General features: G+C 40.8%; 25 protein-coding genes and 1 pseudogene. 11 read left to right on the top strand and 15 right to left on the bottom strand.

Annotation, left to right across the window (positions count from 1 at the left end; genetic code table 11):
• Positions 1–275 precede the first annotated feature (275 nt).
• The gene (locus QE422_RS18980; protein ID WP_307461826.1) at positions 276–950 is read right to left on the bottom strand and encodes a LytTR family DNA-binding domain-containing protein; all 675 of its coding nucleotides are present in this window, start codon (positions 948–950) and stop codon (positions 276–278) included.
• A 6-nt stretch (positions 951–956) separates the two neighbouring features.
• Positions 957–2,048 carry a sensor histidine kinase gene (locus QE422_RS18975; RefSeq protein ID WP_307461823.1) on the bottom strand — a complete coding sequence of 364 codons (1,092 nt, stop codon included), beginning with the start codon at positions 2,046–2,048 and terminating at the stop codon, positions 957–959.
• Between the two features lie 67 nt (positions 2,049–2,115).
• On the opposite strand from QE422_RS18975, the gene QE422_RS18970 reads away from it, so the two are divergent.
• The 3 genes from QE422_RS18970 (at position 2,116) to QE422_RS18960 (ending at position 3,895) form a co-directional block, all read left to right on the top strand.
• The gene (locus QE422_RS18970) at positions 2,116–2,970 is read left to right on the top strand and encodes a hypothetical protein (RefSeq protein ID WP_307461821.1); all 855 of its coding nucleotides are present in this window, start codon (positions 2,116–2,118) and stop codon (positions 2,968–2,970) included.
• Positions 2,971–3,032: 62 nt separating this feature from the next.
• Positions 3,033–3,284, top strand: a complete 252-nt coding sequence (locus QE422_RS18965) for a VF530 family DNA-binding protein (RefSeq protein ID WP_149248297.1) — start codon at positions 3,033–3,035, stop codon at positions 3,282–3,284.
• A gap of 110 nt (positions 3,285–3,394) precedes the next feature.
• Entirely contained in the window at positions 3,395–3,895 is a 501-nt protein-coding gene (locus QE422_RS18960; protein ID WP_307461815.1) for a peptidylprolyl isomerase, read from the top strand.
• 466 nt (positions 3,896–4,361) lie between these two features.
• Here the strand turns inward: QE422_RS18960 and QE422_RS18955 are convergent, their stop codons facing one another.
• The 4 genes and pseudogenes from QE422_RS18955 to QE422_RS18940 form a co-directional block, all read right to left on the bottom strand.
• On the bottom strand, positions 4,362–4,739 hold the full coding sequence (locus tag QE422_RS18955; protein ID WP_307461813.1) for a YchJ family protein: 378 nt from the start codon (positions 4,737–4,739) through the stop codon (positions 4,362–4,364).
• 79 nt (positions 4,740–4,818) lie between these two features.
• Positions 4,819–5,139: a superinfection immunity protein gene (locus QE422_RS18950; RefSeq protein WP_307461810.1), complete on the bottom strand. Its 321-nt coding sequence runs from the start codon at positions 5,137–5,139 to the stop codon at positions 4,819–4,821.
• A gap of 106 nt (positions 5,140–5,245) precedes the next feature.
• Positions 5,246–7,388 (bottom strand): annotated as a pseudogene (locus QE422_RS18945) (M3 family metallopeptidase).
• A 130-nt stretch (positions 7,389–7,518) separates the two neighbouring features.
• Positions 7,519–7,884 carry an SPW repeat protein gene (locus QE422_RS18940; RefSeq protein ID WP_307461807.1) on the bottom strand — a complete coding sequence of 122 codons (366 nt, stop codon included), beginning with the start codon at positions 7,882–7,884 and terminating at the stop codon, positions 7,519–7,521.
• 234 nt (positions 7,885–8,118) lie between these two features.
• Here QE422_RS18940 and QE422_RS18935 point away from each other — a divergent pair, with 234 nt between their 5' ends.
• Positions 8,119–8,937: a head GIN domain-containing protein gene (locus QE422_RS18935; protein WP_307461804.1), complete on the top strand. Its 819-nt coding sequence runs from the start codon at positions 8,119–8,121 to the stop codon at positions 8,935–8,937.
• Here QE422_RS18935 and QE422_RS18930 read toward each other — a convergent pair whose 3' ends face one another.
• The 5 genes from QE422_RS18930 to QE422_RS18910 form a co-directional block, all read right to left on the bottom strand.
• Positions 8,938–10,815: a monovalent cation:proton antiporter-2 (CPA2) family protein gene (locus tag QE422_RS18930; RefSeq protein ID WP_307461801.1), complete on the bottom strand. Its 1,878-nt coding sequence runs from the start codon at positions 10,813–10,815 to the stop codon at positions 8,938–8,940.
• A 3-nt stretch (positions 10,816–10,818) separates the two neighbouring features.
• Positions 10,819–11,340 (bottom strand): NAD(P)H-dependent oxidoreductase, encoded by a 522-nt coding sequence (locus tag QE422_RS18925; RefSeq protein WP_307461798.1) that lies wholly within the window; start codon positions 11,338–11,340, stop codon positions 10,819–10,821.
• A 548-nt stretch (positions 11,341–11,888) separates the two neighbouring features.
• On the bottom strand, positions 11,889–12,692 hold the full coding sequence (locus QE422_RS18920; RefSeq protein ID WP_307461795.1) for a YgcG family protein: 804 nt from the start codon (positions 12,690–12,692) through the stop codon (positions 11,889–11,891).
• The gene (locus QE422_RS18915) at positions 12,673–13,104 is read right to left on the bottom strand and encodes a TPM domain-containing protein (RefSeq protein ID WP_307461791.1); all 432 of its coding nucleotides are present in this window, start codon (positions 13,102–13,104) and stop codon (positions 12,673–12,675) included. Before QE422_RS18915 ends, QE422_RS18920 begins: the two co-directional genes overlap by 20 nt.
• Positions 13,104–13,712 carry a LemA family protein gene (locus tag QE422_RS18910; RefSeq protein ID WP_149248286.1) on the bottom strand — a complete coding sequence of 203 codons (609 nt, stop codon included), beginning with the start codon at positions 13,710–13,712 and terminating at the stop codon, positions 13,104–13,106. Before QE422_RS18910 ends, QE422_RS18915 begins: the two co-directional genes overlap by 1 nt.
• Positions 13,713–13,790: 78 nt before the next feature.
• Between QE422_RS18910 and QE422_RS18905 the strand changes: the two genes are divergently transcribed.
• Positions 13,791–14,276 carry a dihydrofolate reductase gene (locus QE422_RS18905; protein WP_307461789.1) on the top strand — a complete coding sequence of 162 codons (486 nt, stop codon included), beginning with the start codon at positions 13,791–13,793 and terminating at the stop codon, positions 14,274–14,276.
• Positions 14,277–14,377: 101 nt separating this feature from the next.
• Positions 14,378–14,947, top strand: coding sequence for a DUF2892 domain-containing protein (locus QE422_RS18900; protein ID WP_307461786.1), 570 nt, complete (start codon positions 14,378–14,380; stop codon positions 14,945–14,947).
• Positions 14,948–15,429: 482 nt separating this feature from the next.
• Here QE422_RS18900 and QE422_RS18895 read toward each other — a convergent pair whose 3' ends face one another.
• The 3 genes from QE422_RS18895 to QE422_RS18885 form a co-directional block, all read right to left on the bottom strand.
• Complete coding sequence (locus QE422_RS18895) at positions 15,430–16,062, bottom strand: trimeric intracellular cation channel family protein (RefSeq protein ID WP_307461783.1); 633 nt, start codon at positions 16,060–16,062, stop codon at positions 15,430–15,432.
• Positions 16,063–16,147: 85 nt separating this feature from the next.
• Positions 16,148–16,615, bottom strand: a complete 468-nt coding sequence (gene coaD, locus QE422_RS18890; protein ID WP_307461780.1) for a pantetheine-phosphate adenylyltransferase — start codon at positions 16,613–16,615, stop codon at positions 16,148–16,150.
• Positions 16,616–16,620: 5 nt separating this feature from the next.
• Positions 16,621–17,607 carry a D-alanine--D-alanine ligase gene (locus tag QE422_RS18885; RefSeq protein WP_307461778.1) on the bottom strand — a complete coding sequence of 329 codons (987 nt, stop codon included), beginning with the start codon at positions 17,605–17,607 and terminating at the stop codon, positions 16,621–16,623.
• A 155-nt stretch (positions 17,608–17,762) separates the two neighbouring features.
• On the opposite strand from QE422_RS18885, the gene QE422_RS18880 reads away from it, so the two are divergent.
• From QE422_RS18880 to murI, 5 genes are all read left to right on the top strand, one after another.
• Entirely contained in the window at positions 17,763–18,845 is a 1,083-nt protein-coding gene (locus QE422_RS18880; protein WP_307461776.1) for a PASTA domain-containing protein, read from the top strand.
• Positions 18,846–18,916: 71 nt separating this feature from the next.
• The gene (locus QE422_RS18875) at positions 18,917–19,990 is read left to right on the top strand and encodes an RluA family pseudouridine synthase (RefSeq protein ID WP_307461773.1); all 1,074 of its coding nucleotides are present in this window, start codon (positions 18,917–18,919) and stop codon (positions 19,988–19,990) included.
• Between the two features lie 51 nt (positions 19,991–20,041).
• Positions 20,042–20,992, top strand: a complete 951-nt coding sequence (locus tag QE422_RS18870; RefSeq protein ID WP_307461770.1) for a type IX secretion system membrane protein PorP/SprF — start codon at positions 20,042–20,044, stop codon at positions 20,990–20,992.
• A gap of 52 nt (positions 20,993–21,044) precedes the next feature.
• Positions 21,045–22,169, top strand: a complete 1,125-nt coding sequence (gene hemW / locus QE422_RS18865) for a radical SAM family heme chaperone HemW (protein WP_307461767.1) — start codon at positions 21,045–21,047, stop codon at positions 22,167–22,169.
• A 65-nt stretch (positions 22,170–22,234) separates the two neighbouring features.
• Complete coding sequence (murI, locus tag QE422_RS18860) at positions 22,235–23,065, top strand: glutamate racemase (RefSeq protein WP_307461764.1); 831 nt, start codon at positions 22,235–22,237, stop codon at positions 23,063–23,065.
• A gap of 51 nt (positions 23,066–23,116) precedes the next feature.
• Here the strand turns inward: murI and QE422_RS18855 are convergent, their stop codons facing one another.
• A complete protein-coding gene (locus QE422_RS18855) occupies positions 23,117–23,719 on the bottom strand; it encodes a nitroreductase family protein (RefSeq protein WP_307461762.1) in 603 nt (200 codons plus the stop codon).
• Positions 23,720–23,759: the final 40 nt, after the last annotated feature.

The raw sequence follows: 23,759 nt of genomic DNA, 5'->3' as shown, positions 1-23,759 counted from the left end.
CTGATAAAATTTATGAGGTAAACGGTTAAAATGTGTCGGTAAAGGCTGATTTTTTAAGAAATATTAAGAATACGCTGCTGCAAGGCGATTTCGGATCATGATTCCGGACGGTAAAGAAGGGCTATGGTCTTATTCTCCAAACTGTTCTTTTACCGGCTCCGTTTTTAGCCCCGATTGAAGAGAAAATCCTTTTTTGAAAAAAAAGATTGCAACGGAAAGCGGGAAACCGCTCCAAAAAATCATATGACCAGAATAGAAACTGTCAGATCCGGGATTTATTTATTTACTATTCTCATTACAGCCTCTTTGTAGGTTTCCCCGATCGGAATAATGAAGTTGCCGATATGAATATTGCGGTTGACAATTGTCCTGATGGCATTAACCGGAATAATGTAAGACCGGTGGACTCTCACGAAGTCTTTATCGGAAAGCTTTTCGAGGATGTTTTTCATGGAAGAGCGGGCGGTGATCCTGGAATGATCCGTAAGATGGATCTGGATGTAATCATCCAGTCCTTCAATAAGGAGAATGTCGTCAAAATTAATCTTGTGAAGCTTATAATCGGCGCGAATCGACAGGTATTTCAAATCGTCGGATTCATGGCCGGGCTTTACTTTGTCCACCGCAGCCCTGAACCGCTCAAAGGAAAAAGGTTTTAACAGATAATCCACCGCATTGATGTTGAAGGCATCAACGGCGTATTCCGAATACGCAGTGGTAAAAATAACTTTGGTATTCTGGGAAATATTTTTGAAGAATTCCATTCCGTTTTTAGAAGGCATTTCAATATCCAAAAAGATGAGGTCCACGGGATACTTGTTGAGGTGCTTCTGGGCCTCGCTCGGGATGTTGAACGTCTTTTCAAGGGAAAGGTTTTCAATTTTTCCGGCATAATTCTCAATAATTTTCAAGGCCAGAATTTCGTCGTCCAAGGCGATGGCTTTTATCATGATTTTTCAGGTTAAATTAATTTTTAAGTCTACTGCATAGGTTTTTCCGTCATCAGTTATGATAAGATCATAATTTTTCCCGTACACCTGACGCAAATGTTCAAGGGTATTTTTCAGCCCGACTTTAAAGCTGCTTTTACCGGTTTTGTTCTCATTGACGATGTTGTTGGAAACCGTAAAGTGCAGAACATTTCCCTGAATCGCAATCCGTATTGAAATTTTTGAATTCTTTTCTGCATCAAAGCCATATTTGAAGGCGTTTTCAATAAAATTGACCAGAATAAAGGGAGCGATCTGCCAGCCTTTCATTTCCCCGGTTTCAGTATAGGAAAAATCCAGGCTGCTGTCTGTCCGTATCAGCTGAAGCGAGATATAATCCTTTACATATTCGATTTCTTTGTCGAGATCCACAAAATCCTTGCTGCTTTCCTGGACTACATACCGCATAACGTTAGACAGCTTCAGAATTCCTTCCGGCGCATCGTCGGACTTTAGTAAAGCCAGGGAATAGATGGAATTTAATGTGTTGAATAAGAAGTGGGGCTGCAGCTGATATTTTAGATTTAACAATTCGGCTTTGGCTTTGGACCGTTCCAGCTTTTTCTGCTCAATGTTCCGGAAAATGAAAAGGGAGGATAAAAAAGAAAACAGAAACGGAAGAACAGAAGAGAAAATCATCTGGCGGTACGATCCGTCGTTTCTTTTGGGTCCGAAATTATCGAATGGAGGCATTCCATTCATCGGCGGGGGCTGGAAATTTCCATTGGGTGGCATTCCCGGCGGTTCCATTTGCATCTGAGAGGAAACTCCCGTAAAAATATTCTCCGCGGTAAGGTAATACGGTAAGAAGACCATTATTCCAAAACCGATCAGCGTGCAGACGGTAAAAGATAGATATTTTTTCCGGCTGTAAAATTTCGGGAGAAAAATATTCAGGTTCAGATAGAAGAAAACAATCAAAAGCACAAAACGGATAAACTCCCTCTGGAAAGGGGAAACCCTGAAGACCGACAGCGTCCCGTCAAAATCCGGCGAAGAGACAATGGGAATCGTCAGCAGGAGAGGAATCAGGATGAGGTGCGGCCAAAGCTTTTTCATGAAACTAAAATAGGAAAAGTTTGATAAAATAATAATATTAATGCTATTTTTGAAGAAAACTAATATTGTGAAAAACATTCTGATCATCTTGTCACTTATATTTTCCTGTCTCTTAAATGCGCAGCATCTTGAAAAAACAGCCCGTGAAATTAATGAGGAAGGAATAGAATTGTACAGAAGCGAAATGGCAAGCTGGTACGGCACCGATGTATTTATGGCTAATTACCAAGCCCGAGAAAACATAGGAGGTTACTTTTCCTACATCGATGATCAGGTTCCAAAATGCATTTTCTTTTCCAAGGAAAACAAGGTTTTGGCAACAATTGCTTTTCCTGCAAACTATAATCCCAATGATGCGAAGCTGGATATAACGGAGAGAGATTTTACTCCGGTAGAGAAGGATTATTTTACGATACGGCAGAAAGCCCTGGAAAGAACAAAAACAGATACCATATTCAAACATTACCAAAATACCAGTTTAAATATTGTCCCGATCATCCGGAACAATGTAAAGAAAGTGTATGTGCTTACAGGCCCTTCGATCAGTAATGTTGTGGTATTTGGGAATGATTATCTACTTACATTTACGGATAAAAACGAAATTAAAAAAGTAGAAAAGCTTCATAACAGTATGATCGTCCAGAATATCAATGATGAAAAAACAGGGAAGACGGTCGGTGGTGTACATTCTCATGTCATTGAAAACTGGCAGGCCATCACGCCCACCGACATCTGTACATTAATGCTATATCAGAGATTTACAGGTTGGGAAGAGTATACAACGGTTTCCGAAAAATTAGTAAGCATCTGGAATCCAAACAATAACCTCGTGATTATGAAAACGGAAGATTTTAAAAATATGTCAGAAAATATTCTTAAAAATAAGAAAGAAAAATCTCAACAGGAAAAGACGGAACCATAGATTCTGGTTTTATTTTCAGGATTGATGGTTATCAAAATACAATTTATACCTACTTTTACAGCATGGAACAGCAATCGAAAGATCCCCTACACGGAAAAAGACTGGATGCCATTCTCGAAGAACTGGTAGCCTATTACAACGGGTTTGAAAAACTGGGCGAGCAGATCAATATCCGGTGTTTTACCGATAATCCGAGCATTAATTCCTCTCTGAAATTCCTAAGAAAAACAGACTGGGCCCGAGCCAAGGTAGAAAGTCTTTATCTTTTTATGCTGCGGGAAAAGAAGCGGAATGAAGCCGGAAAACAAAAGTAAAACATTACTGCAGAGACTGTTTTTAACCTTACATTTCTTCGGTCAATGATTTCAAAAGCAGTATCTTTGTACTGTTAATCGTGAGTAAATTCACGAAAAAAGAAAAAAATATGACAATCGAAAACAATCATGTTGTAGCTGTAAGTTACATACTTCACACAATCGAAGAAGATGGAAGTAAGGTTCTTGTAGAAGAAACAACAGCAGAAAATCCACTTACATTTCTGTACGGTGTGGGAATGATGATTCCAAAGTTTGAGCAGAATATCCATGGCTTAAAAGCAGGTGATAAAGCCGCTTTTACCATTCAGCCTGAGGAAGCTTACGGTGAAAAACAGCCGGATGCCATTGCACAGCTGCCGATCGACATGTTCAACGAATCCGGAGTGCCTCCTGTTGGGACCATATTGCCATTATCCGACAACCAGGGGAATAATTTCCAGGCATTCGTGGTAGAGGTTACGCCGGAAGCGGTGATTGCAGATCTTAATCACCCGATGGCAGGAAAAGTATTGGATTTCCAGGTGGAAATTTTAAATACGCGTCCTGCAACGGAAGAAGAGTTGTCACACGGTCACGCGCACGGGATCGACGGAAACGAAGCTCACTAACATCAAATACAATGTCCGGAAAAACCGGACATTTTTATTTTGTATACTCCATGGTTTAATTAACCTAAAGAATTTTACCAAGAAGTTACAAAAGCTTTTTGACACATAAGTCACAGAAGATTTTATTTTTCTGCTTGGCGTCTATTTTAGAACACAGAAGAAGAAAATCAAAGATTTTTATCGGTGTTTTGCTTAACTGCTATTTTGTAGATTAGGTACTTGAAGCTATGACGCTGTCTGTGGAGGGTTTCTTGTCTTTCCTTTTTGTAGTCATCAAACTTTAATCTTTCTGCATCTCTAATACTGTGTCGAGATCCCTCGCGGGATGACAACCGGTGTGCTGAATGTAATAAATGTTATTCCACTACAGTCTAGAAAGCGTTTTTGATGGCTGAGCGGAGTTGGAGCCGTCTCATCTGTGGAAATCCGTGAAATTAGTGGAAGAATTAAGCCCGTTCGTAAAAGTCTATTCTAAAAATATTCCACTTACGTAAAACCATCGGTTCTGAATCATTTTGAAGGTGGATAATTCATGATGAATCTGCGAATCGCCGTTTTCATCCGTATAAAAAGCCTTAAACTCAACCTTATTTGCAGACGGCTTATCCACAATTTCGAGTTTTGTCCAGGTATTGATTTCTCCCCATTCCTGCAGATCTTTCCGGTTATGGTATTTTCTTTTGCTGGGAAGAGTGGTTTCCATCAGATAGTCTCCATTTGGGATGGCAAAGGCAGAAAACCGGGAACGCATAAGCGCTTCGGCAGTCGGCGCATTCTTTTCTCCGGTATGGTATGGTTGGCAGCAATCTTCGTAAGCGTTTCCGGAACAGCAGGGACAATTCATTTTTTTATTTTAAAGCAAAAGTCTTAAAATTTTTCGGACATTTAAAATTCAAATTCATTTTACAAAACGTAAGAATCTTTCAACGTAATAATTTATTTTTTTGAATTTCAAATTCTTCATCGGTAATTACACCCTGATCATGAAGCATTTTTAATTTGGTCAGTTGATCGATATTACTTTCAGTCGTTGTCTGCTGATTACTTTTTTCGTTGGATAACGCCCAGATCAATGCTCCTACCCAGCCGACCAGTGCCCAACCCAGAAATAAATTTAATGCGAAGATGGCTCCGGTATTTGCTTTTTTTCTACTGAAAGCAACAAACGTGGGAATGAAATAAGAAGGGATAAAATTAAGATAATTAATATATGCTGCCAGGAAAGGCTTAAAAGGGTTAAACAATTCATGTATTGAAGATTTTTAGGTTAAAAATTAGTTTACCAAATATATTTATTTTACAATTAAATACTAATTAAAAAAAGCATCCAGAAATGAATGCTTTTCAAAATTATTTAATAAAACCTCTGTTTCTCAGTAAAGGTTTGATATCAGGATCATGTCCTGTGAAATCCCTGAATGCCTGATTCAGGTCTACGGAATTTCCTACCGAAAGAATGTATTTTCTAAAGCGGTCTCCGTTTTCTCTGGTCAATCCTCCGTTTTCTTCGATCCATTCCCAGGCATCATTATCCAAAGTCTCAGACCACAGATAAGCGTAATATCCGGCAGAGTACCCGCCCTCCCCAGATGTGTGCAAAATAAGGCGTATGGTATCTCGGCGGAACAGTCGCCAATGTAAATCCGTGTTTTGCCAAGGATTGTTTTTCAAAATCCAATACAGGAATCAACTGGCTGTCATCGGTTACCGTATGCCAGTCCATATCCAATTCGGCAGCAGAAACCAGTTCGGTAGTCATATACCCCTGATTAAAAGTCGCTGCTTTTTTGATCTTATCCACCAAAGCTTGTGGAATCGGTTGTTTGGTCTCATAATGCAAGGCATAGTTTTTCAGAACTACCGGGTCCAAAGCCCAATGTTCATTAATCTGTGAAGGAAACTCCACAAAATCCCGCGGTACATTGGTTCCTGAAAGGGAAGGATATTTCTGGCTGGCAAACATTCCGTGAATGGAATGCCCGAATTCATGGAAAATCGTGGAAACATCATCGTAGCTGATCAGGGAAGGCTTGCCGGGAGCCGGCTTCTGGTAATTGTAGCAATTTACGATCACCGGTTTTGTTCCCAATAAATACGACTGCTCTACAAAGTTGCTCATCCACGCTCCGCCGTTTTTAGAATCCCGGGTGTAAAAATCCAGGTAGTAAATCGCCAACGATTTTCCGTCGTGATCGAAAACTTCGTAGGTTACGACATCTGGATGGTAAACCGGAAGATCCATTCTTTTTTTGAACGTTAGTCCGTAGAATTTTTCAGCGGCAAAGAAAACTCCTTTTTCAAGAACAGTAGTAATTTCAAAATACGGTTTGATCTGGCTTTCATCCAGGTCGAATTTAGCTTTTCTTACCTGTTCGGCGTAGAAATTCCAATCCCACGGCTCTAATTTGAAACCGCCTTTTTGCTGATCGATCAGGTCCTGGATGTCTTTCGCCTCACGTCTTGCGGTTTCCACAGCCGGGGTGGCAATCTGGTTCATAAGTTTGGTAGCGGCCTCCGGAGTTTTGGCCATCTGGTCCTGCAGCTTCCATTCGGCAAAACTTTTTTTGCCTAAGACCTGTGCTTTTTTTAATCTTAATTTTGCCAGTTTTTCAATGGTGGCCCGGGTATCGTTGGCATCACCTTTCTCCGCTCTCATCCAGGATGCTTTGAACAGCTTTTCCCGGGTAGCTCTGTTTTTCAGATTTTGTAAAAGCGGCTGTTGGGTGGTATTCTGTAAGGCTAACAGATACTGCCCCGGTTTTCCCGCGTTTTTGGCATCACTTGCTGCGGCTGCAATTTCATCGGCCGAAAGTCCGTCCAGTTCCTTGGCATCGGCAAAGAACACACCGCCCTGCTTTCTGGCCTCGAGTAATTTATTGGAATATTGGGTGGATAGGGAAGCCAGTTCCTGATTGATCTGCTTTAATTTTTCCTTATCTGCCGCCGAAAGATTGGCTCCGGCAATCTCGAAATTCTGTCTGTAAAATTGCAACAGCCTTTTGCTTTCCGCGTCCAGACCGTTTTCAGAAATGGCTTTGATTCTTTTATACAGGTTCTCATTCAGGTACATTTTATCGGAATGGGCTGCAAAAACCGGAGCATATTCCTCATCCAGCGCCTGTAAAGTAGGGTTGGTATTGGCACTGGTAAGATTAGAGAACACGATCATTGCTCTTCTCAGCACTTCGCCGCTTTTTTCCAGGGCTACGATTGTATTTTCAAAAGTAGGGGCCTGCGGGTTGTTTGCGATCTGTAAAATCTCGGCGTCGTGCTGCTTTAATCCGAAATCAAAAGCCGGTTTAAAATGTTCGTTTTTAATTTTATCAAATTCCGGGGCTTCATACTGAAGTTTGCTTTTCCTCATCAAAGGATTGGAGGAAAGCGATGCGTCAGGCACCGGAATTTCTTTGCTGGTATCGGTGTTTTTCATTGTTGTACAAGATTGATTAAATGCTAATGCAGAAATTAATAATACCGATGAAATCTTCTTCATAAATTATTTATTAATAAACCATAAAGATATTAAAACTTAAATTATTAATAAAGAAAGATCATACAGGAATAAAAAATAAGGCTCCTGAAATCCAGGAAGCCTTATCTGATGTTGCAGGGTAAAAATTTTGTCAGATCTGTTTGGGTCTGTGAACCAGAGAAGTTGATTTTCTGGACATCATAACGGCCAATAGTTCAAAAGCTCCCAAAATAACGTGAGGCAGATAAACCCGGTCGCTGAAACCGAACAGCCACGGTGAAACCAGAAGGAGTGTTCCGGCAATAAAGTCAATTGTAAGATGTGCCTTGTACGGCAGCATTTTGGCCAGGCCGTATTCATAGTCTGTGAAGAGGCTATAGACCAGCGTTGAAGCTCCTAATAATACAGGAACGGTAGTAGCTGCGGTATTATCGGCAAATCCAAAAAGCCACGGAGCAGCGATCAGCAGGATGCCGACCACATAATCCAGCACAGCATGTGTTTTTGATGAAATCATAATATTTTATTTTTTTGGTGATAGGCTTTTTAGTTCAATCCTTATACCATTGAAAAATAAAATATGGTATAAATAATTGATTTTTAGCGTATTTTGTTTTGCGCTTTATAGAAACAATCCATCTAAAAAATCTTGGTTATGATCGTGATTATATAATTATTCAAACCGATGTAATATTTTTTATACCTTAGTTGTTACTAAATAATAACACATTAATCAAATAAATCAGTAAACATGAAATCGCAAACTATTTTTATTTTTTCAGCCTTTTTATTGCTGGCCTCATGTGAAAAGCACGACAGAAACAGCCGTGAGAATGAAAAAAGCAATTGGGTGGAGAAAGTGGTCAGCAAAGACAACGGGCCCATGAGAGAAAGAACTGTGACAGGAGATTTTGATGAAATTGAAGTTTCCCAGGCCATAGATGCAGAAGTTATCAAATCGGATGTGGAAAAAGTGGTGATCTCCGCTCCCGAAAATATTATAGATGAGGTTTTGGTGGATAACAACGGCGGTGAACTTCATATTCATTACAAGCCGGGGATTAGGGTAATGAACAGCCATAATGTTTCCGCAAAAATTTATACCAAAGATTTCTCGAAGCTCAATGCCAATTCTGCAGCTAAGATTACCGTTAGAGACCGATTTGTACAGGATAAAATGGAAGTGGAAGTATCAAGCTCTGCAGCTGTTTCCGGCGATCTGGAAGCCAATGATTTTGATATTTCTATCGACAGCAGCGGAAGTTTCGACGGTAAAATCTGGGCGGTGGATCTCGATGTGGATGCTTCATCAGGGGCAAGCATCGATTTATCCGGAAAATCCAAAAATGCTGAAGTAAATGCCTCTTCGGGAAGTAGTATTTCTGCAAAAGATGTACTGGTACAAAATCTGAAAGCAGAATCTTCCAGCGGAGCAAGCGTAGACATCAGCGCATCTTCCTCTATCCAGGCAGAAGCCTCTTCCGGCGGAAGTATCAGCATTTATAAAAAAGGAAATGTAACCAAAATCAAAAAAGAAGAGAGCAGTGGCGGAAGTGTAAGCATTCAGTAATCAGCTTTCATTTTCTTCTTCTTCATCCATGGAAGAATCTTCCCATTGCTGATTGTCGAAATTCAGATTATCATAAGCCAGTAATTCCTCCTCTCGTTGGAGGATTTCTTTTGTGGTAAAAAGATGGATTTCGTCATCATCTTCCGATTTCGCCAGCTTTCGAATAGAGGCCTTATCAATAGCCATAAACCTCTGCCCGAGACGGCGGGCGGCATATTTCCGCATACCGGTTTCGTGTAGGACATCCACAGCCATGTCTACGGCTGTTCCCAATGTTTCACGATAAATGTTATTGATGCCGCTGTTTAAATATTCATAAGAATCAATCCTGTTCTTGGCTCGGACGAAGATTTTTACGTTGGGGTAATTTTCCCTTACGACATTGGCGATAAATTTATTGTCTTCCGGATCGTCCAGGCAAAGGACCAGAATTTCGGCATCTTCAATGCCTGCAGCACGAAGGGTCGGGATTTTCGTAGCATCTCCGTAATATACTTTGAATCCGTAGCTTCTCAGCAGCTTTACCCGGTCCGAATCCCGGTCCAGGATCGTTGATGAAACTTTATTGGCCTTCAAAAGCCGGCCGACCGTACTTCCGAAATGCCCGAAACCGACAATAATAATTTTCTTCTGCCGGATATTTCCATCCAGGATATTAAAGTCATTTTCAGCATCAGGTATTTCCTTAATGAATCTCGGTGTGATAAATTTATCATTGATGATGATCAGAAAAGGGGTAATGCACATTGTAATGGCCGTTACGGCCATCATTTGCGCATTGAGTTCAGAATTCAGCAGATAAAGACTGGAAGCGTAATTGGTCAGTACAAAAGCAAATTCCCCCACCTGCGAAAGCGCAAAAGCATAAAATAAGCTTTGCGGCGTATCGATCCTGAAAAACTTCCCGATCATGTAAAGAACTATGAATTTGATCGCCAGCACCGCAAAAACCGTACTGAAAATAAAGAGCGGATCTTCTGCGATAATGTTAAAGTTCATAGTCGAACCTACGCTTACAAAAAATACCGCCAGCAATAAACCTTTGAAGGGGTCGATCTGTGCTTCGAGTTCATGGCGGAATTCACTGTTGGCCAGCATTACTCCGGCAAGGAAAGCGCCTAAGGCAGGAGAAAGGCCAATAGCGATCATCAGTTCCGATACACCGATTACCAGAAACAGTGACGAAGCGGTAAGCAGTTCCGTCATTCCTGATTTTGAAACATACCTTAAAAAGGGAACAAAAACATACCTTCCCAACAGGATGAGAATAGCCACTCCTAGGATCACCGTGGCAAACTGCATCCACTGCGGAAGATTCTGGATAATGACATGGATTTCATTATCATTGTTGGTCACTTTATGATGGGCGATCAGTGGAAGGATGGCAAGGATAGGGATAACCGCAATATCCTGAAAGAGCAAAGTGGAAAAAGAAGCTTCCCCGGCCAGGGTGTTCAGGCTGTTTTTCTCCTGTAAAGTCTGCAGAACGATGGCTGTGGAAGAAAGCGCAAAACACATGGCAACAGCCACTGCTTTATCCACTTTCCAGCCTGCCCATAAGAAAACAACGAAAAGCAGCGTTATGGTCAGGAGCATCTGCGTCATGCCGAGGCCGATGATCTTTTTCCGCATCTCCCAGAATTTGCGGGGCTCAAGCTCGAGCCCTACCAAAAAGAGAAGCATAATTACCCCGAATTCGCTGGCGTGCATAATGTCGTCTACATTCCTACCCGTCAGCTTCAGGACATACGGCCCTATAATGATTCCGCCGGCAATGTATCCGATGACGGAACTCAGCCCGAATTTTCTCGCCAGCGGAACCATAATGATGGCTACGCCCAAGAAGATCAGGGTATTCATTGCTAAGCTTGTTTCCATATTTTATTGATTGAGAAGTTCTACAAACTGCTTTTTGTGCAGAATAATTTCTTTTTTTGAAAGCTTGTTGGCTTCGTAAACAATCTTGATATTCTTGATGTTGGCTTTAAAGACATGTAAAGAGACAATCAGTCCGCTGATCAGCTCTTCCACGGTAAATTTGTAAGTCCCTTCTTTGCTGAACGACCTTTCTTTACCACCGGTGGTTACCAGAATATAGACTTCTTTGCCTTCCAGCGGATTATATTCCCCTTCTTTCAGCCATTCCCGGTCAAACACTTCATCAATCCAAAGTTTTAAGAGGGGAGGTGTTCCAAACCAGATAAGCGGAAACTGGAAAATAAAACGGTCGTAATTCCTGATCCTTTTTCTTTCCCTAAAAGCGGCGATGTGGAAATTAGGATATTCTTCATAAAGATCCCGAAGGGTAAAATGCTGATGACGGACGTAGAAATTGATGAGTTCCGCATTCGAATTGGAATGCTCCAGATAAGGGTGTGCAAAAACTACCAATGTCTTCTTCATAACCTGTTTTTAGTAAATATAATGAAAAAGTTTTGAATTAAAAATAGAAATCGGGCAGGTTTATTAATTTTTAATATTAAAATTGAGGATTTATGTTAATATAAATTAATATTAATGATTGAAAATTTGCTTTTTTGTAATATTGACCTTATAGACTGAATTAAATAGAAAAGATTGTGAATTAAAGGTCTGTTTCGGATCTGTATTGTAATAACAAAGCATATCGAATAATATACTGTAAATCAATTTAGCCAATCTTCTTTTAATTTAACGCAATACTAGTCATCACATGGGAATCCACATATAGATTAAATGCCTGCTTGGAAAAATTCGTATCAGGATTTATTCAGCAATCGACTATGTACACTTCGTCAATAACAAAAATACTGGAAATATAAGTTTGAAATCCCAACACAATTTTTGCTATCACTTAAGATTTCAATAGCGTATAAAGACCTACTGGAAATATTTGCGTTTAGATTCTTTCAGAATGACAAGGATGAGATAATAATACTAATAGATAGAATTAGAATTAAGTATTAAATCTGCTACCATCCTCCCGAAGCACCACCGCCTCCGAAACTTCCACCGCCGCCAAAGCCTCCGAATCCACCGCCTCCGCCGGAACTTCCGCCTCCAAATCCACCGCCGAAGCTGCCTGGAAAAGGGAAGAATCCACCCGGATAATTTCTGCGTCCTCTTCTGGAGATGATCACATCGTCATCGTCATCACCTCCTTTTCCGCCACCTCTGTTTCCAAAGAAAATCGCGAGAAGGATAAAAATAATAAAAGCAATGATAATAATTTTCGTCAGGCTGCCGTCGCCTTTGCTTTCCTGGTTATTCAAAGGCTTGAATTTCCCCTGAACCGCTTCCATAATGGAAAAAGTACCGCGATCAATACCTTCATACCATTCGCCCTGCTTGAAATGGGGTGTCACGATGTAATCCAGGATCTGCCCTGCTACCGACGCCGTCAGATACTGTTCCACTGCGCGGCCCTGCTGGATCGACATGGTGTGGTCTTCAGTGGCGATTAGAAAAATAATCCCGTTGTCAACGTTCTTTTTTCCGATGCCCCATTTCTCTCCGAACATGGTCGCAAGAAAATTTACATCTTCCCCTTTGGTTGAAGGAATGATAACCACTTCGATTTCGGTAGAGGTAGAATCTGCAAAGGCAATCAGTTTTTTATTCAGTGCGTCTATTTCCTGTGGTTTCAGCAGCTTGGCTTCGTCAAAAACAGGATACAGAACACCCGGTTTTGGGGGAACCGTGTATTGAGCTGCTACAAAGCTGTAGAAGCAGATCAGTAAAAATGAAAAAACTAGTTTAAGAGAACGTAATTTCATTAGGAAGTTCATTGTGGTTTTCTCCGGTTACGGGAAAATGTTTTTTAAGCTCCATTCCGGTTTCCAGAATGCCGCTTTTTAAGGCTTTATAATAATTTCCTTTGGCAAATTCGGAAGTAATATAATCGTGCAGGCGGTCCCAATAAGCCTGGCTTACTTTTTTGTGGATCCCGGTATCGCCGATAATCGTCAGGTATTTCCGTTCAAAATTGATGTGGAACAGCACGGCATTTTTCTCGGCTGTTTTGTTCATGCATAATTCTTCAAAAACCTTCAACGCAACTTTAGCATTGTCTTCATCGGTATTCGTATCGATATGCACCCTGATTTCACCGGTAGAATGTTCTTCCGCCGACTGAATAGCTTCCACAAGGGAAGCTATCTGCTGGTCTGTTAGGAAAGGAGTAGCCATTATTCCGAAAATACTTCAGGCGCTTTTTCAGCTCCTGCTGCCGCTTTGAAATAAGGTTTTTCTTTAAAATTGGTGAAGTTCGCCAGAATATTATTCGGGAACGTTTTAATCGAAGTATTATAATCCTGGGCTGCCGCGTTATAATAAACGGTTTCCGTTCTGATGCTGTTTTCGATCGCGGTATATTCCCTCTGGAAATTGATGTACTGCTGATCCGCTTTCAGGTTAGGATAAGATTCCACTACGGCCATCAATCGGCTTAAGGCTCCGGAAAGTTCACCCTGTGCTGCCTGGAATTTTGCCAGATCCTGCTCTGTCATATTGGTAGGATCAATATTGATAGAGGTTGCTTTGGAACGCGCTTCTACGACCTTTGTTAAGGTTTCCTGCTCAAATTTGGAATAGGATTTTACTGTTCTTTCCAGATTCGGGATCAGGTTCGCTCTTTTCTGATATACGGTTTCAACATTAGACCATTTGGTGTTAACATTCTGTTCTTTCGTTACGAAATTATTGTAGCCGCTTTTGCCCCAGAAGAAAAGGACAGCAACAATAATAAGGAGAGCGATACCGATAGTTCCTGCGCTCAGACAACCTTTATTTTTCATAGTTTGAAATTTTTTTAATATTTTTTTGTTCTAACCAAATATACAAATTATGTGCTAATTTTGTAAAAATTTATTTTAATGACAACAATTGTGGTGGCCATGGGAGAGAAGAACGAAATCGGTTTCGAAAACCGTTTGCTCTGGCATCTTCCGAAAGATTTGAAACATTTTAAAGAGATCACTTCGGGGCATCCGGTGATCATGGGAAGGAAAACATATGAAAGCATCGGAAAACCGCTTCCCAATCGTACCAATATTGTTGTGTCTAGAAAAACCGACTGGTTCGAGGAAGGAATTCTGATCGTTGGAAGCATCAAGGAAGCCGTGAAGTTTGCCAAGAAAATCGATGAGGAAATTTTCATTATCGGAGGCGGAAAGATCTATGAGCAGACGATGGATATCGTAGACCGGCTTGAGGTAACTCTGGTAAAGGCCGAGCTTGAAGCGGATACTTTCTTCCCGAAGATCGACCCTAAAATCTGGAAAAAAACAGATGAAATTAGTCATGAAAAAGATGAAAAGAATCAGTATGATTTCTGTTTTCAGACCTATGAAAGGATTTGAGATCTGAAGTTTTCAATCAATAAGTTCACTGAAAACTTTAGACCTTGAACCCTAAACTTTGAATCTTAAATTTCTTATCTTTGCACTTCTAAATTTTAATAATGAATAAATATATAAAAATTGCCGTTGCGGCAGTTCTTATCCTGTTAGGGCTTTACATGATGATCTTCACGAGAAGTTTGGGCTGGGGAATTGTTGTTTTTCTTTTAGCAGCACTGCCTATTCTTATCTTCTTTAAAAACGAATATATCCTTCTGGCTTTCTGGCAGCTGAGAAAGCAGAATATGGAAAAGGCCGGCGAATGGCTTAAAAACATCACAGATTATAAATCCCAGCTTCATAAAACCCAGTATGGGTACTACCATTATCTAACGGGACTTACCCAGGCTCAGGACCACCCAACCAAAGTGGAACCTTATATGAAGAAAGCTTTAGAATACGGATTGAACATGAAGCACGACAGAGCGATGGCTACCCTGAATCTTGCGGCGGCGGCTATTTCCAAAGGCAGAAAACAGGAAGGGCAGAAGTTATTGGATGAAGCTAAAAGACTGGACAGTGCCGGAATGATGACCGATCAGATCAAAATGATGAAAGACCAGCTAAAAATGCCAACCATGCAGAAGCATATGCACAATCCGAACATGAGAAACAGAGGAAAATTCTCTTAATAAAGAACTTGATAAAGACAAAAAGCATCTGATTGATTTCAGGTGCTTTTTTTATTTGGTCAGGCATCAGACAAACAGGTTTAATCGACATAGCTTCCCTTTTTACACAACATTGCTTTTCAGGAGCTTATTCCCGCTATCCGCTGTATCTTTTTCTGCCGGTGCAGAAAAAGGATGCCGCTTCTATCTGGGCTATTAAGCCTCATAGGTTTTCAAAACCTATGAGGTTTAACCGGGTATAAATCGGAGCATCTGATCTTTCGCTGATTTTCTATTGAGTAAATTTAGGCGACGGAGGTGGTTCCGGTGCTTTGAAAAATGGGTCATTGGGATAAATTTTTTGGCGAAGCAATCCGAAGTAATCCATTTTTTCAAATTTATCTTTAAACCATCATCATAAAACGATTGCCAGGAAATCTTCCAGCACCCGGCATCCATCTTCCAGCCAATTAATTCGAAGGCTAATTTCAAATTCACGAAAACTACATCTCCGCATTATTCTCGTACCCGTAGAATTTCGGGATCTGCCAATGATACTTTACCGCTAAGGTGCGGATCGAAACGATGAGCAGGATGGTGAATACCTGAATTACTGTATAAGTTAATGTCGTAAATCTTGTCAATAATAAAAAAATAGAGCCGCCTAAAATACAGGCTGTCGCATAAATCTCTTTCCTGAAGATCAGAGGAATCCTGTTAAGCAATATGTCCCGGATGATCCCGCCGAAACAGCCGGTAATGGTTCCCAGGCCGATACAAATCAATGGATGAATGTCGGCATTTAGTCCTTTTTGAACCCCGATGATCGTAAACAGTCCAAGCCCGAAACTGTCGAAAATAAACAAGGTCACCCTGAAATTCTTCTCAAACGATTTAAAGATCATGGTGAAAATACTCGTCAGGATAATCAAGGCACAGGTCAGAAGATCATGCATCCAGAAAACCGGAATATCCAGCAGAAGATCCCGAACGGTTCCGCCGCCTACCGAGGTGACGAATGCAATAATCAATACCCCGAAAGGATCCAGACGTTTCTGCATCGCAGCAAAGCTCCCCGACATCGAGAAGGAGATCGTTCCAAGGACTTCTATGGCAAAATTGAACTGTTCGTGCATTTTTTATGAATGATAAATGATGATTGATAATTGATTTTTTTAATCGGATTTTTCATCAATCATCATTTATCGATTATCAATCATTTTACTTCTTCTCCACTCTAACCGAATCCGGTACCAGCAGCTCATATTCTCCGCCGTGGTTGATGATTTCCCTCACGATGCTGCTGCTGATGAAGGATTTTCCGGAGGAAGTGAGTAGGAATACGGTTTCCAGCTTTTTATGGGCTAACGTTCTGTTGGTATGGGCGATGGCTTTTTCAAATTCAAAATCGGCAGGATTTCGAAGGCCTCTGATGATATACTGGGCATTTTTCTCAAAACAGTAATCGACGGTAAGTCCTTCAAAAAAATCGACTTCCACATTCGGGAATTCAGCTACGGAATTCTGAATGAATTCGATTCTTTTCTCCAAAGGAAACATATATTTTTTCTGGGAATTCTGCCCGATCGCAATAATCAGCTTGTCAAAAAGCGGGGCAGCTCTTTCTATAATATCGTAATGGCCTAAAGTAATCGGATCGAATGAACCCGGGAATACAGCAATTTTCATACGTTTTAATTTTTAGATAAAGCTTTTTCAACTTCGTTTCCGCAAAGGTCGGTAATAGAAATTCCGTAAATTTTGGCTTGTTGCGGAAGAATGCTGGCCGGTGAGAATCCGGGATTGGTATTCATTTCAAGCATATACGGAATACCATCCATAAGAATAAATTCACTTCTGGAAAATCCGCTCATTCCCAAGGAATTATACGCTCTTTTAGCAATCTCTTCAATACGGATTCTTGTCTCGTTATCGATTCTGGCCGGGGTAATTTCTTCGGAAGCACCTTCATATTTAGCTTCATAATCGAAAAACTCATTCTGAGGAACAATTTCGGTAATTCCTAAAACGATGGTCTCTCCTTTATAATCAATTACGCCTACGGAAACTTCCATTCCATCGAGGAAGCTTTCAATTAATATTTCATCATCCTCATTAAAGGCAACGGCTGTTGCTGCAATCAGTTCGGATTTTTCCTTTACTTTTGAAATTCCGAGAGAAGATCCCGACTGGTTAGGTTTTACAAAAACGGGCAGTCCAAGAGAATCGATGATTTCATCAGCATTAATTTCTTCTCCTTTTCTAAGGTACACACTTTTGGCAGAAGGGATTCCGTATTTTGAAAGGACGGCTAATGTATCTTTTTTATTGAAGGTAAGGGCACTCTGGTAAAAATCGCAACCGGTGTATTTTTGTCCGATGGCATCCCAGTAAGCCTGAAGAATCCCGTTTTCACCCGGTGTTCCGTGGATGATGTTGAAGCAAACGTCAAATTGTAAAGTCTCATTATTGCCGAGTGTCACGGAAAAGTCTCCTTTATTAATAGCGTACTTTTGATCATTTTCACCTAAAAAATACCATTCGTTTTTCAGGATCACTACTTTGTATACGTCGTAAAGATTTCTGTCTAAAGAATCATAGATTAATTGTCCGCTTTTCAGTGATACGACATATTCGTCAGAATAGCCTCCCATTACTACGGCAACTTGTTTTTTGCTCATTTTTGTCTAGTATCAATTAAGGCAAATTTAATGATTTTATAGAACGGATAAATGCAAATCCGGAAAATTTAAGGTCAAAAGTGAAATGTGTTAAATAAAAAGGACATTCTAAAATTATTAATTATATTTGCTGTCTAATAATAGTCATTTTAAGTATGCTTAAATCACTTTTCAATTGGAAAGTTTTACTGAACTTAATCGTAGCCATCGGTGTTTTTGTGGGGTTGGTCTGGCTTACGTTCCGTTGGTTGGAGTATCATACCCATCACGGTCAGGAAATTCCCGTTCCGAATATTGTAAATAAATCCGTGCAGGAAGCAATCAAAATACTGGATGATTCAGGGCTGGAATATGAAGTGGACAGTTTCAATTATGATCCGAAATACAGACCTTTCCAGGTGCTGCAGGTATATCCGGTTCCGGGTTCCCGCGTGAAAGACGGAAGGGCTATCCAACTTAGAGTAAACCCAAGAACATGGGCGAAAGTAGAAGTTCCGGATGTTATCAACAAATATTCAGGTCTTGCTTTCCAGCGACTGGAGCAGGTAGGACTAAAAGTAGGAGATACCATTTTCGAACCGAGCATTCAGAAAGATGCGGTGATCCGTATTTTATATAATGGCAATGAAGTAAAGCCTAAAACCAAGCTGGCAAGATTCTCCACCGTTGATGTAGTCATCGGTTCCGGGCCTCTCCGAAATATTGCCATTCCTAACGTCGTTGGATTAACGGTGAAGGAAGCAAGACAGGTTATTGCCAGAAGTATGTTTGAAGTAGGAATCGTGGATCATGAAGACGGCAGCAAGGACGAATCCGATGTAATCTACTATCAGGATCCGGCAGCAGGAGACGTCCGAGACCAGGGGATGCAGATCGATCTCTGGGCAAGTAAGAGGACACTCGCAGAATTAAGTGCTAAAATAGAACAGCTGAACTCTACCTACAGAATGAAAGTGGATACCGCTTTGCCTCCGATCCAGTATCAGGAAATGCCTGTACGGGAAGAGCCAAGCTACGAGGCTCCGCCGGCTCCGGCCCCGAGAAAAGAAACGCCAAAACCTTCTGCGGAGACACCCAAAACGGAAACGTCAAGAACAAATGCAAAACCGGCGACCTCTACCACAGAAAGCAACAGGCCCAGAACCACTGCTTCAGGAAACGTTTCCGGCTCAAACAGCAGTAAGCCTGCGACAACGGTAACCGAAAAGCCAAAGGCTAGAAGGATGGTGATTGATTAATCTCTAAATTATAATAAAATACAGGCTTCAACTTTCATTATGTTGAAGCTTTTTGTATAAAAGACAAAACAATGGCAGAAGATAACGAAGATTTTTTGGATGAAGAATTATTAGACCAAAACAGTATCGATAATCTTGATATTGATGAGGAAAATAAAGGGCTGTATGAACATCTTAATATCACGGTGGATAAGAGCCAGGAGCCATTAAGAATCGACAAGTTTTTACTGATTTTCCGCCAGAATTCTTCACGAAACAAAATTTCACAGACCTGCAGAGCCGGTAATGTGGTGGTGAACGGAACCCCTGTAAAACAGAACTACCGTGTGAAGCCTGGAGATCAGATCTCCGTACTCCTGGCCCATCCTCCAAGAGAAAATGTTATCATTCCGCAAAATATTCCGATCAATATCGTATACGAAGATGATGATCTTATCGTTGTAGATAAAGATCCCGGAATGGTGGTGCATCCGGGCTTTGGAAACTGGGACGGAACCCTCGTGAATGCTTTGGCTTACCATTTCGAACAGAACGGTCAGAAATCGGATCTGGACAGGGTAGGGTTGGTTCACAGGATTGATAAAGATACTTCCGGATTGCTGGTGATCGCGAAAACCGAATTTGCTTTAAGCTTTTTGGCTAAGCAGTTCTTTGACCGGAAGACCAAAAGACTGTACTGGGCTTTTGTCTGGGGAAATGTGCAGGATGACGAAGGAACGATAAGGGGGCATATCGGGCGCCATCCGAAAAACAGGATGCAGATGCATACCTATGAAGACGGAAGCCAGGGAAAACATGCCGTAACGCATTTTAAAGTATTGGAAAGGTTTAGATATATGACCTGGGTAGAGTGTAAGCTGGAAACCGGAAGGACGCACCAGATCAGGGCGCACTTCAAGCATATCGGCCATACGCTGTTTAATGATGAAAGATATGAAGGCCATACCCCGCTCCGCGGCGTGAATCTTCCTAAGTATAAGCAGTTTATCAAAAATGTTTTTGAAATCCTGCCGAGACATGCGCTTCATGCTCATACTTTAGGATTCATACATCCCACCACCAGGAAAGAATTATATTTTGAAAGCCCAATGCCGAAAGATATGGCGGATGCTGTAAAAAAATGGAGAAATTATTTAGAAAACTAAAAATATATTGAGAATTTTTTTATATTTGTTGAATTGAAATCAAGATTTGTTATGAGAAAACTATATGCTATCGTATGTTTAGCTCTTTTGTCAAATGCATACAAAGCACAAGAAACTTTACCGTACTATCAACAATATCTTTTAGATGGTGAGTTTTTGTTCAACCCGGCACAATACGGAAAGACCGACTATGTGCAGCTTAATCTTAACTATCAGCAGCAATTTTCGAAGTTCAGTGAGTCTCCCAACGTACAGTCGGTAGGGATCAACGCGAACATCTTTGATAGGGTAGGTGCAGGTTTATCTGTATTCCGAGACAGCAACGGGCCTATTTCTGCCGGAGGTATTACGGCGGGTGCTTCATATTTTATTCCTCTTAGCAGCGAAGGAGACCGAAAAGACCAGTTCTCATTCGGTACAAGTGTGAGTTTCTATAACATGAATTTTGATTATTCGAAGATTAATACACAAGATGCTTCAGATCCTTTATTGCAGGGAAGCGAAAGCAACATCTTCATGGCTTATGCCAACTTTGGGGCACAGGCTACTTACCGAAATATCTTCGCAGGGGTTTCCGTAAACGATATCGCTCTTACCAATGATGAAGCGATTGTAAACGGACGTGAGCCTTCTCCGATCAAGTTTTTCTTAAACTTAGGATATGACTGGCATATTGGAGATAACATCTATTTCACACCGTCTGCATTAATTAACCTTAATACAAACTCTACAAGAACGATTGATTATAACTTGATGGCAACGTTCTTCAACGATATCAATGCATTCTCCTTCGGGGTAAGCTACCGTTCTGTTCAGAACAGATTCGACAGTCAGGAGCTTCAGATTGCACCGGTTGTAAAAGTAAGATTCAACAAATTCATGATCGGGGCGACGTATAACTTAGGATTGTCTGACATCCAGCAGTACGGAGGAAACAGCTTCATGATCGGGTTAGGGTATAACTTCGACAACTTCATTAACCACAGAGGTTATAGATATTAATTGATTTAATTTAAATACATTTGAGCTCTGAATTTTTCAGGGCTCTTTTTTTATGATTTATATTCACATCCCCTTTTGTAAGCAGAAATGCAGCTATTGTAATTTTCACTTTTCAACCTCCTTGAATTTTAAGGATGAAATGCTGGCTGCTATGAAGAAGGAAATCTTTCTCAGAAAAGATGAATTGCAGAACAAAAGCTTACAATCCCTTTATTTCGGCGGCGGGACACCCTCTGTTCTTTCTGCGGATGAAATAAAATCTCTGATCGATGAGGTGTTGAAATATTTCAGTTTCGAAAAAGATATTGAAATTACGTTGGAAGCGAACCCGGATGATCTGGATAAAAACTTCTTAAAAGGGTTATCCGATTCTGTGGTAAACAGGCTTTCCATCGGAACCCAGAGTTTTTTTGAAGCCGATCTGAAACTGATGAACCGTGCACATACCGCCAATGAAGCGGAAGATTCCATTAAGAGGGCGCAGGATTTCGGCTTTGAAAATTTAAGCATTGATCTCATTTACGGATCACCCACTTCCAATCTGGAAATCTGGAAAGAAAACCTGTATAAAACCATCGCGCTTGAAGTGCCCCATATTTCTTCATATGCTTTAACGGTAGAGCCTAAAACCGCTTTGGAAAACTGGATCTCCAAAGGAAAAGTCATGAGTCCGAAAGAAGAGGAGCAGAACCGGGAATTTTATTATCTGTCGGATTTTCTGAAAGACCGTGGGTTTGAACACTACGAGGTTTCCAACTTTGCGAGGCCCGGCTTTTATTCAAGACATAATTCTTCGTATTGGAAATACAAGGAATACCTGGGAATCGGCCCGTCTGCCCATTCATACAACGGTACGGATATCAGAAGCTGGAATGTTGCCAACAACCAACAGTACATTAAAAAGCTCAACGCCAATCTTTTGGCGAAAGAGGAGGAGCTCCTTTCCCGGGAAGACCAGTTCAATGAAATGATCATGATCGGCCTGCGGACCATCTGGGGGGTTGATCTTGAAAGCTTAAAGGGAAAATTTGATGACCGGATCCTGGAGCATTTCCAGCGTGAAATCAAACAGAAACTGGATGAGGAAATCCTCGTTATTGAAAACAACCATCTGAAGATTCCTGAAAAGCACTGGTTTATGGCGGATGGGATCGCTTCGGACCTGTTTATTGTCTAAATTAATTTCACGTCATATTTTACGTGACAAAATTCCTTATTTTTGCATAAAATTTCAACGTTATTTTGAAAACTAAAAAACAGGATTACTCGCACCTTTCACCGAAACAGCCTATCGGGATTTTCGATAGCGGAGTAGGAGGATTAACGGTAGCTAAAGAAATCAAAAGGTTGCTTCCTCATGAAGACCTTATTTATTTCGGCGATACCAAGCATCTTCCTTACGGTGAAAAATCAAGGGAAGCCATCATCGAATATTCTACCAAAATCACCAACTTTCTGCTGGAGCAAAACTGCAAAGCCATCGTTATTGCCTGCAATACGGCGACGGCCAATGCTTTGAACGAAGTGATGCTGTCGGTGGCGGGAAAAGTTCCCGTAATCGATGTGATTAATCCGGTGGCAGAAAAAGTATCCTACGAGATTCATAATAACGTTGGGGTTATTGCGACAAAAGCAACAGTGAATTCAGGCTTATATAAAAAAAGCATCCGGAAGCACAATAAATGGATTAAAGTGGATGAACTGGCAACACCCTTGTTGGTTCCTGCGATTGAAGAAGGCTTTAAAAACCATCCGATTACCCATGCCATCATTTACAATTACCTCAGCAACAGTAAGCTTAAGAATATTGAAACCCTGATCCTGGGATGTACCCATTATCCTTTATTAATTGATGAAATCAAGCAGTATTACGGAAACCGGGTTCGCGTGATCGACTCCCCGAATATTGTGGCCAATCATCTGAAAATTATCCTGGATAAATACAATCTCCTGAATGACCAGAATCCCAATCCGAATTACCATTTCTATCTTTCGGATCTTACGAAAAACTTCGAAAAGATTTCCAAGAAATTTTTCGGAAAAACCATCGATCTTGAATTGAAAGTTCTATAAAAGCAAAGCTGTCCCGTGAAGAGACAGCTTTTATTTTTTATTTGAATTAAATCAGATCTCCACGATCACCTCTGAACTTTCCAGCCTTTTCTTAGGCGTATGCACGGGTTGGTTGGTATCTTCTTCCGATCTTGTGCCTACAGTTACGGCAAAAAGGGTTTCGTATTTATCATTGTTGATAATTTCATCGTATTTATCATTTTCAATACCTTCCATCGGTGTAGAATCGAGGCCCATTTCAGCACAGGCGGAAAGCAGTACACCCAATGACAGGTAAACCTGGTGTGCCATCCACGATTTTATGGCTGTTTCACCTTTAGACTTCACAAAGTTTTTATAATAATTGATGGAACCTTCCGGCAGATACCCTTTGATCTGCTTTTCAAAATCTTCCGGATTTTTCAGCACCTGGAATACGATTAGCAGGTTGCTGTTGACTACCTTATCCTTGTTCCAATAAGAGGCATCGGCAAGCTTTTCCCTGTTTTCTGAAGATTCATTCACAAAGACAAAATTCCACGGCTGGCTGTTGATAGAAGAAGGGCTCAGCTGTAAAATGTCTTTCAGTTGTTGTACCGTTTCATCACTTATCTTTCCATTCGGATTATACTTTTTTACCGTATATCTCGATTTCATTTTTTCTAAAAAGCTCATAATTTTTAAACTATATTTTTTATAGTTGCAAAACTATTGT

It is taken from the genome of Chryseobacterium sp. SORGH_AS_0447 (assembly GCF_030818695.1).
Lineage (GTDB): Bacteria > Bacteroidota > Bacteroidia > Flavobacteriales > Weeksellaceae > Chryseobacterium.
This window is presented reverse-complemented; position numbering and strand designations above follow the sequence as displayed.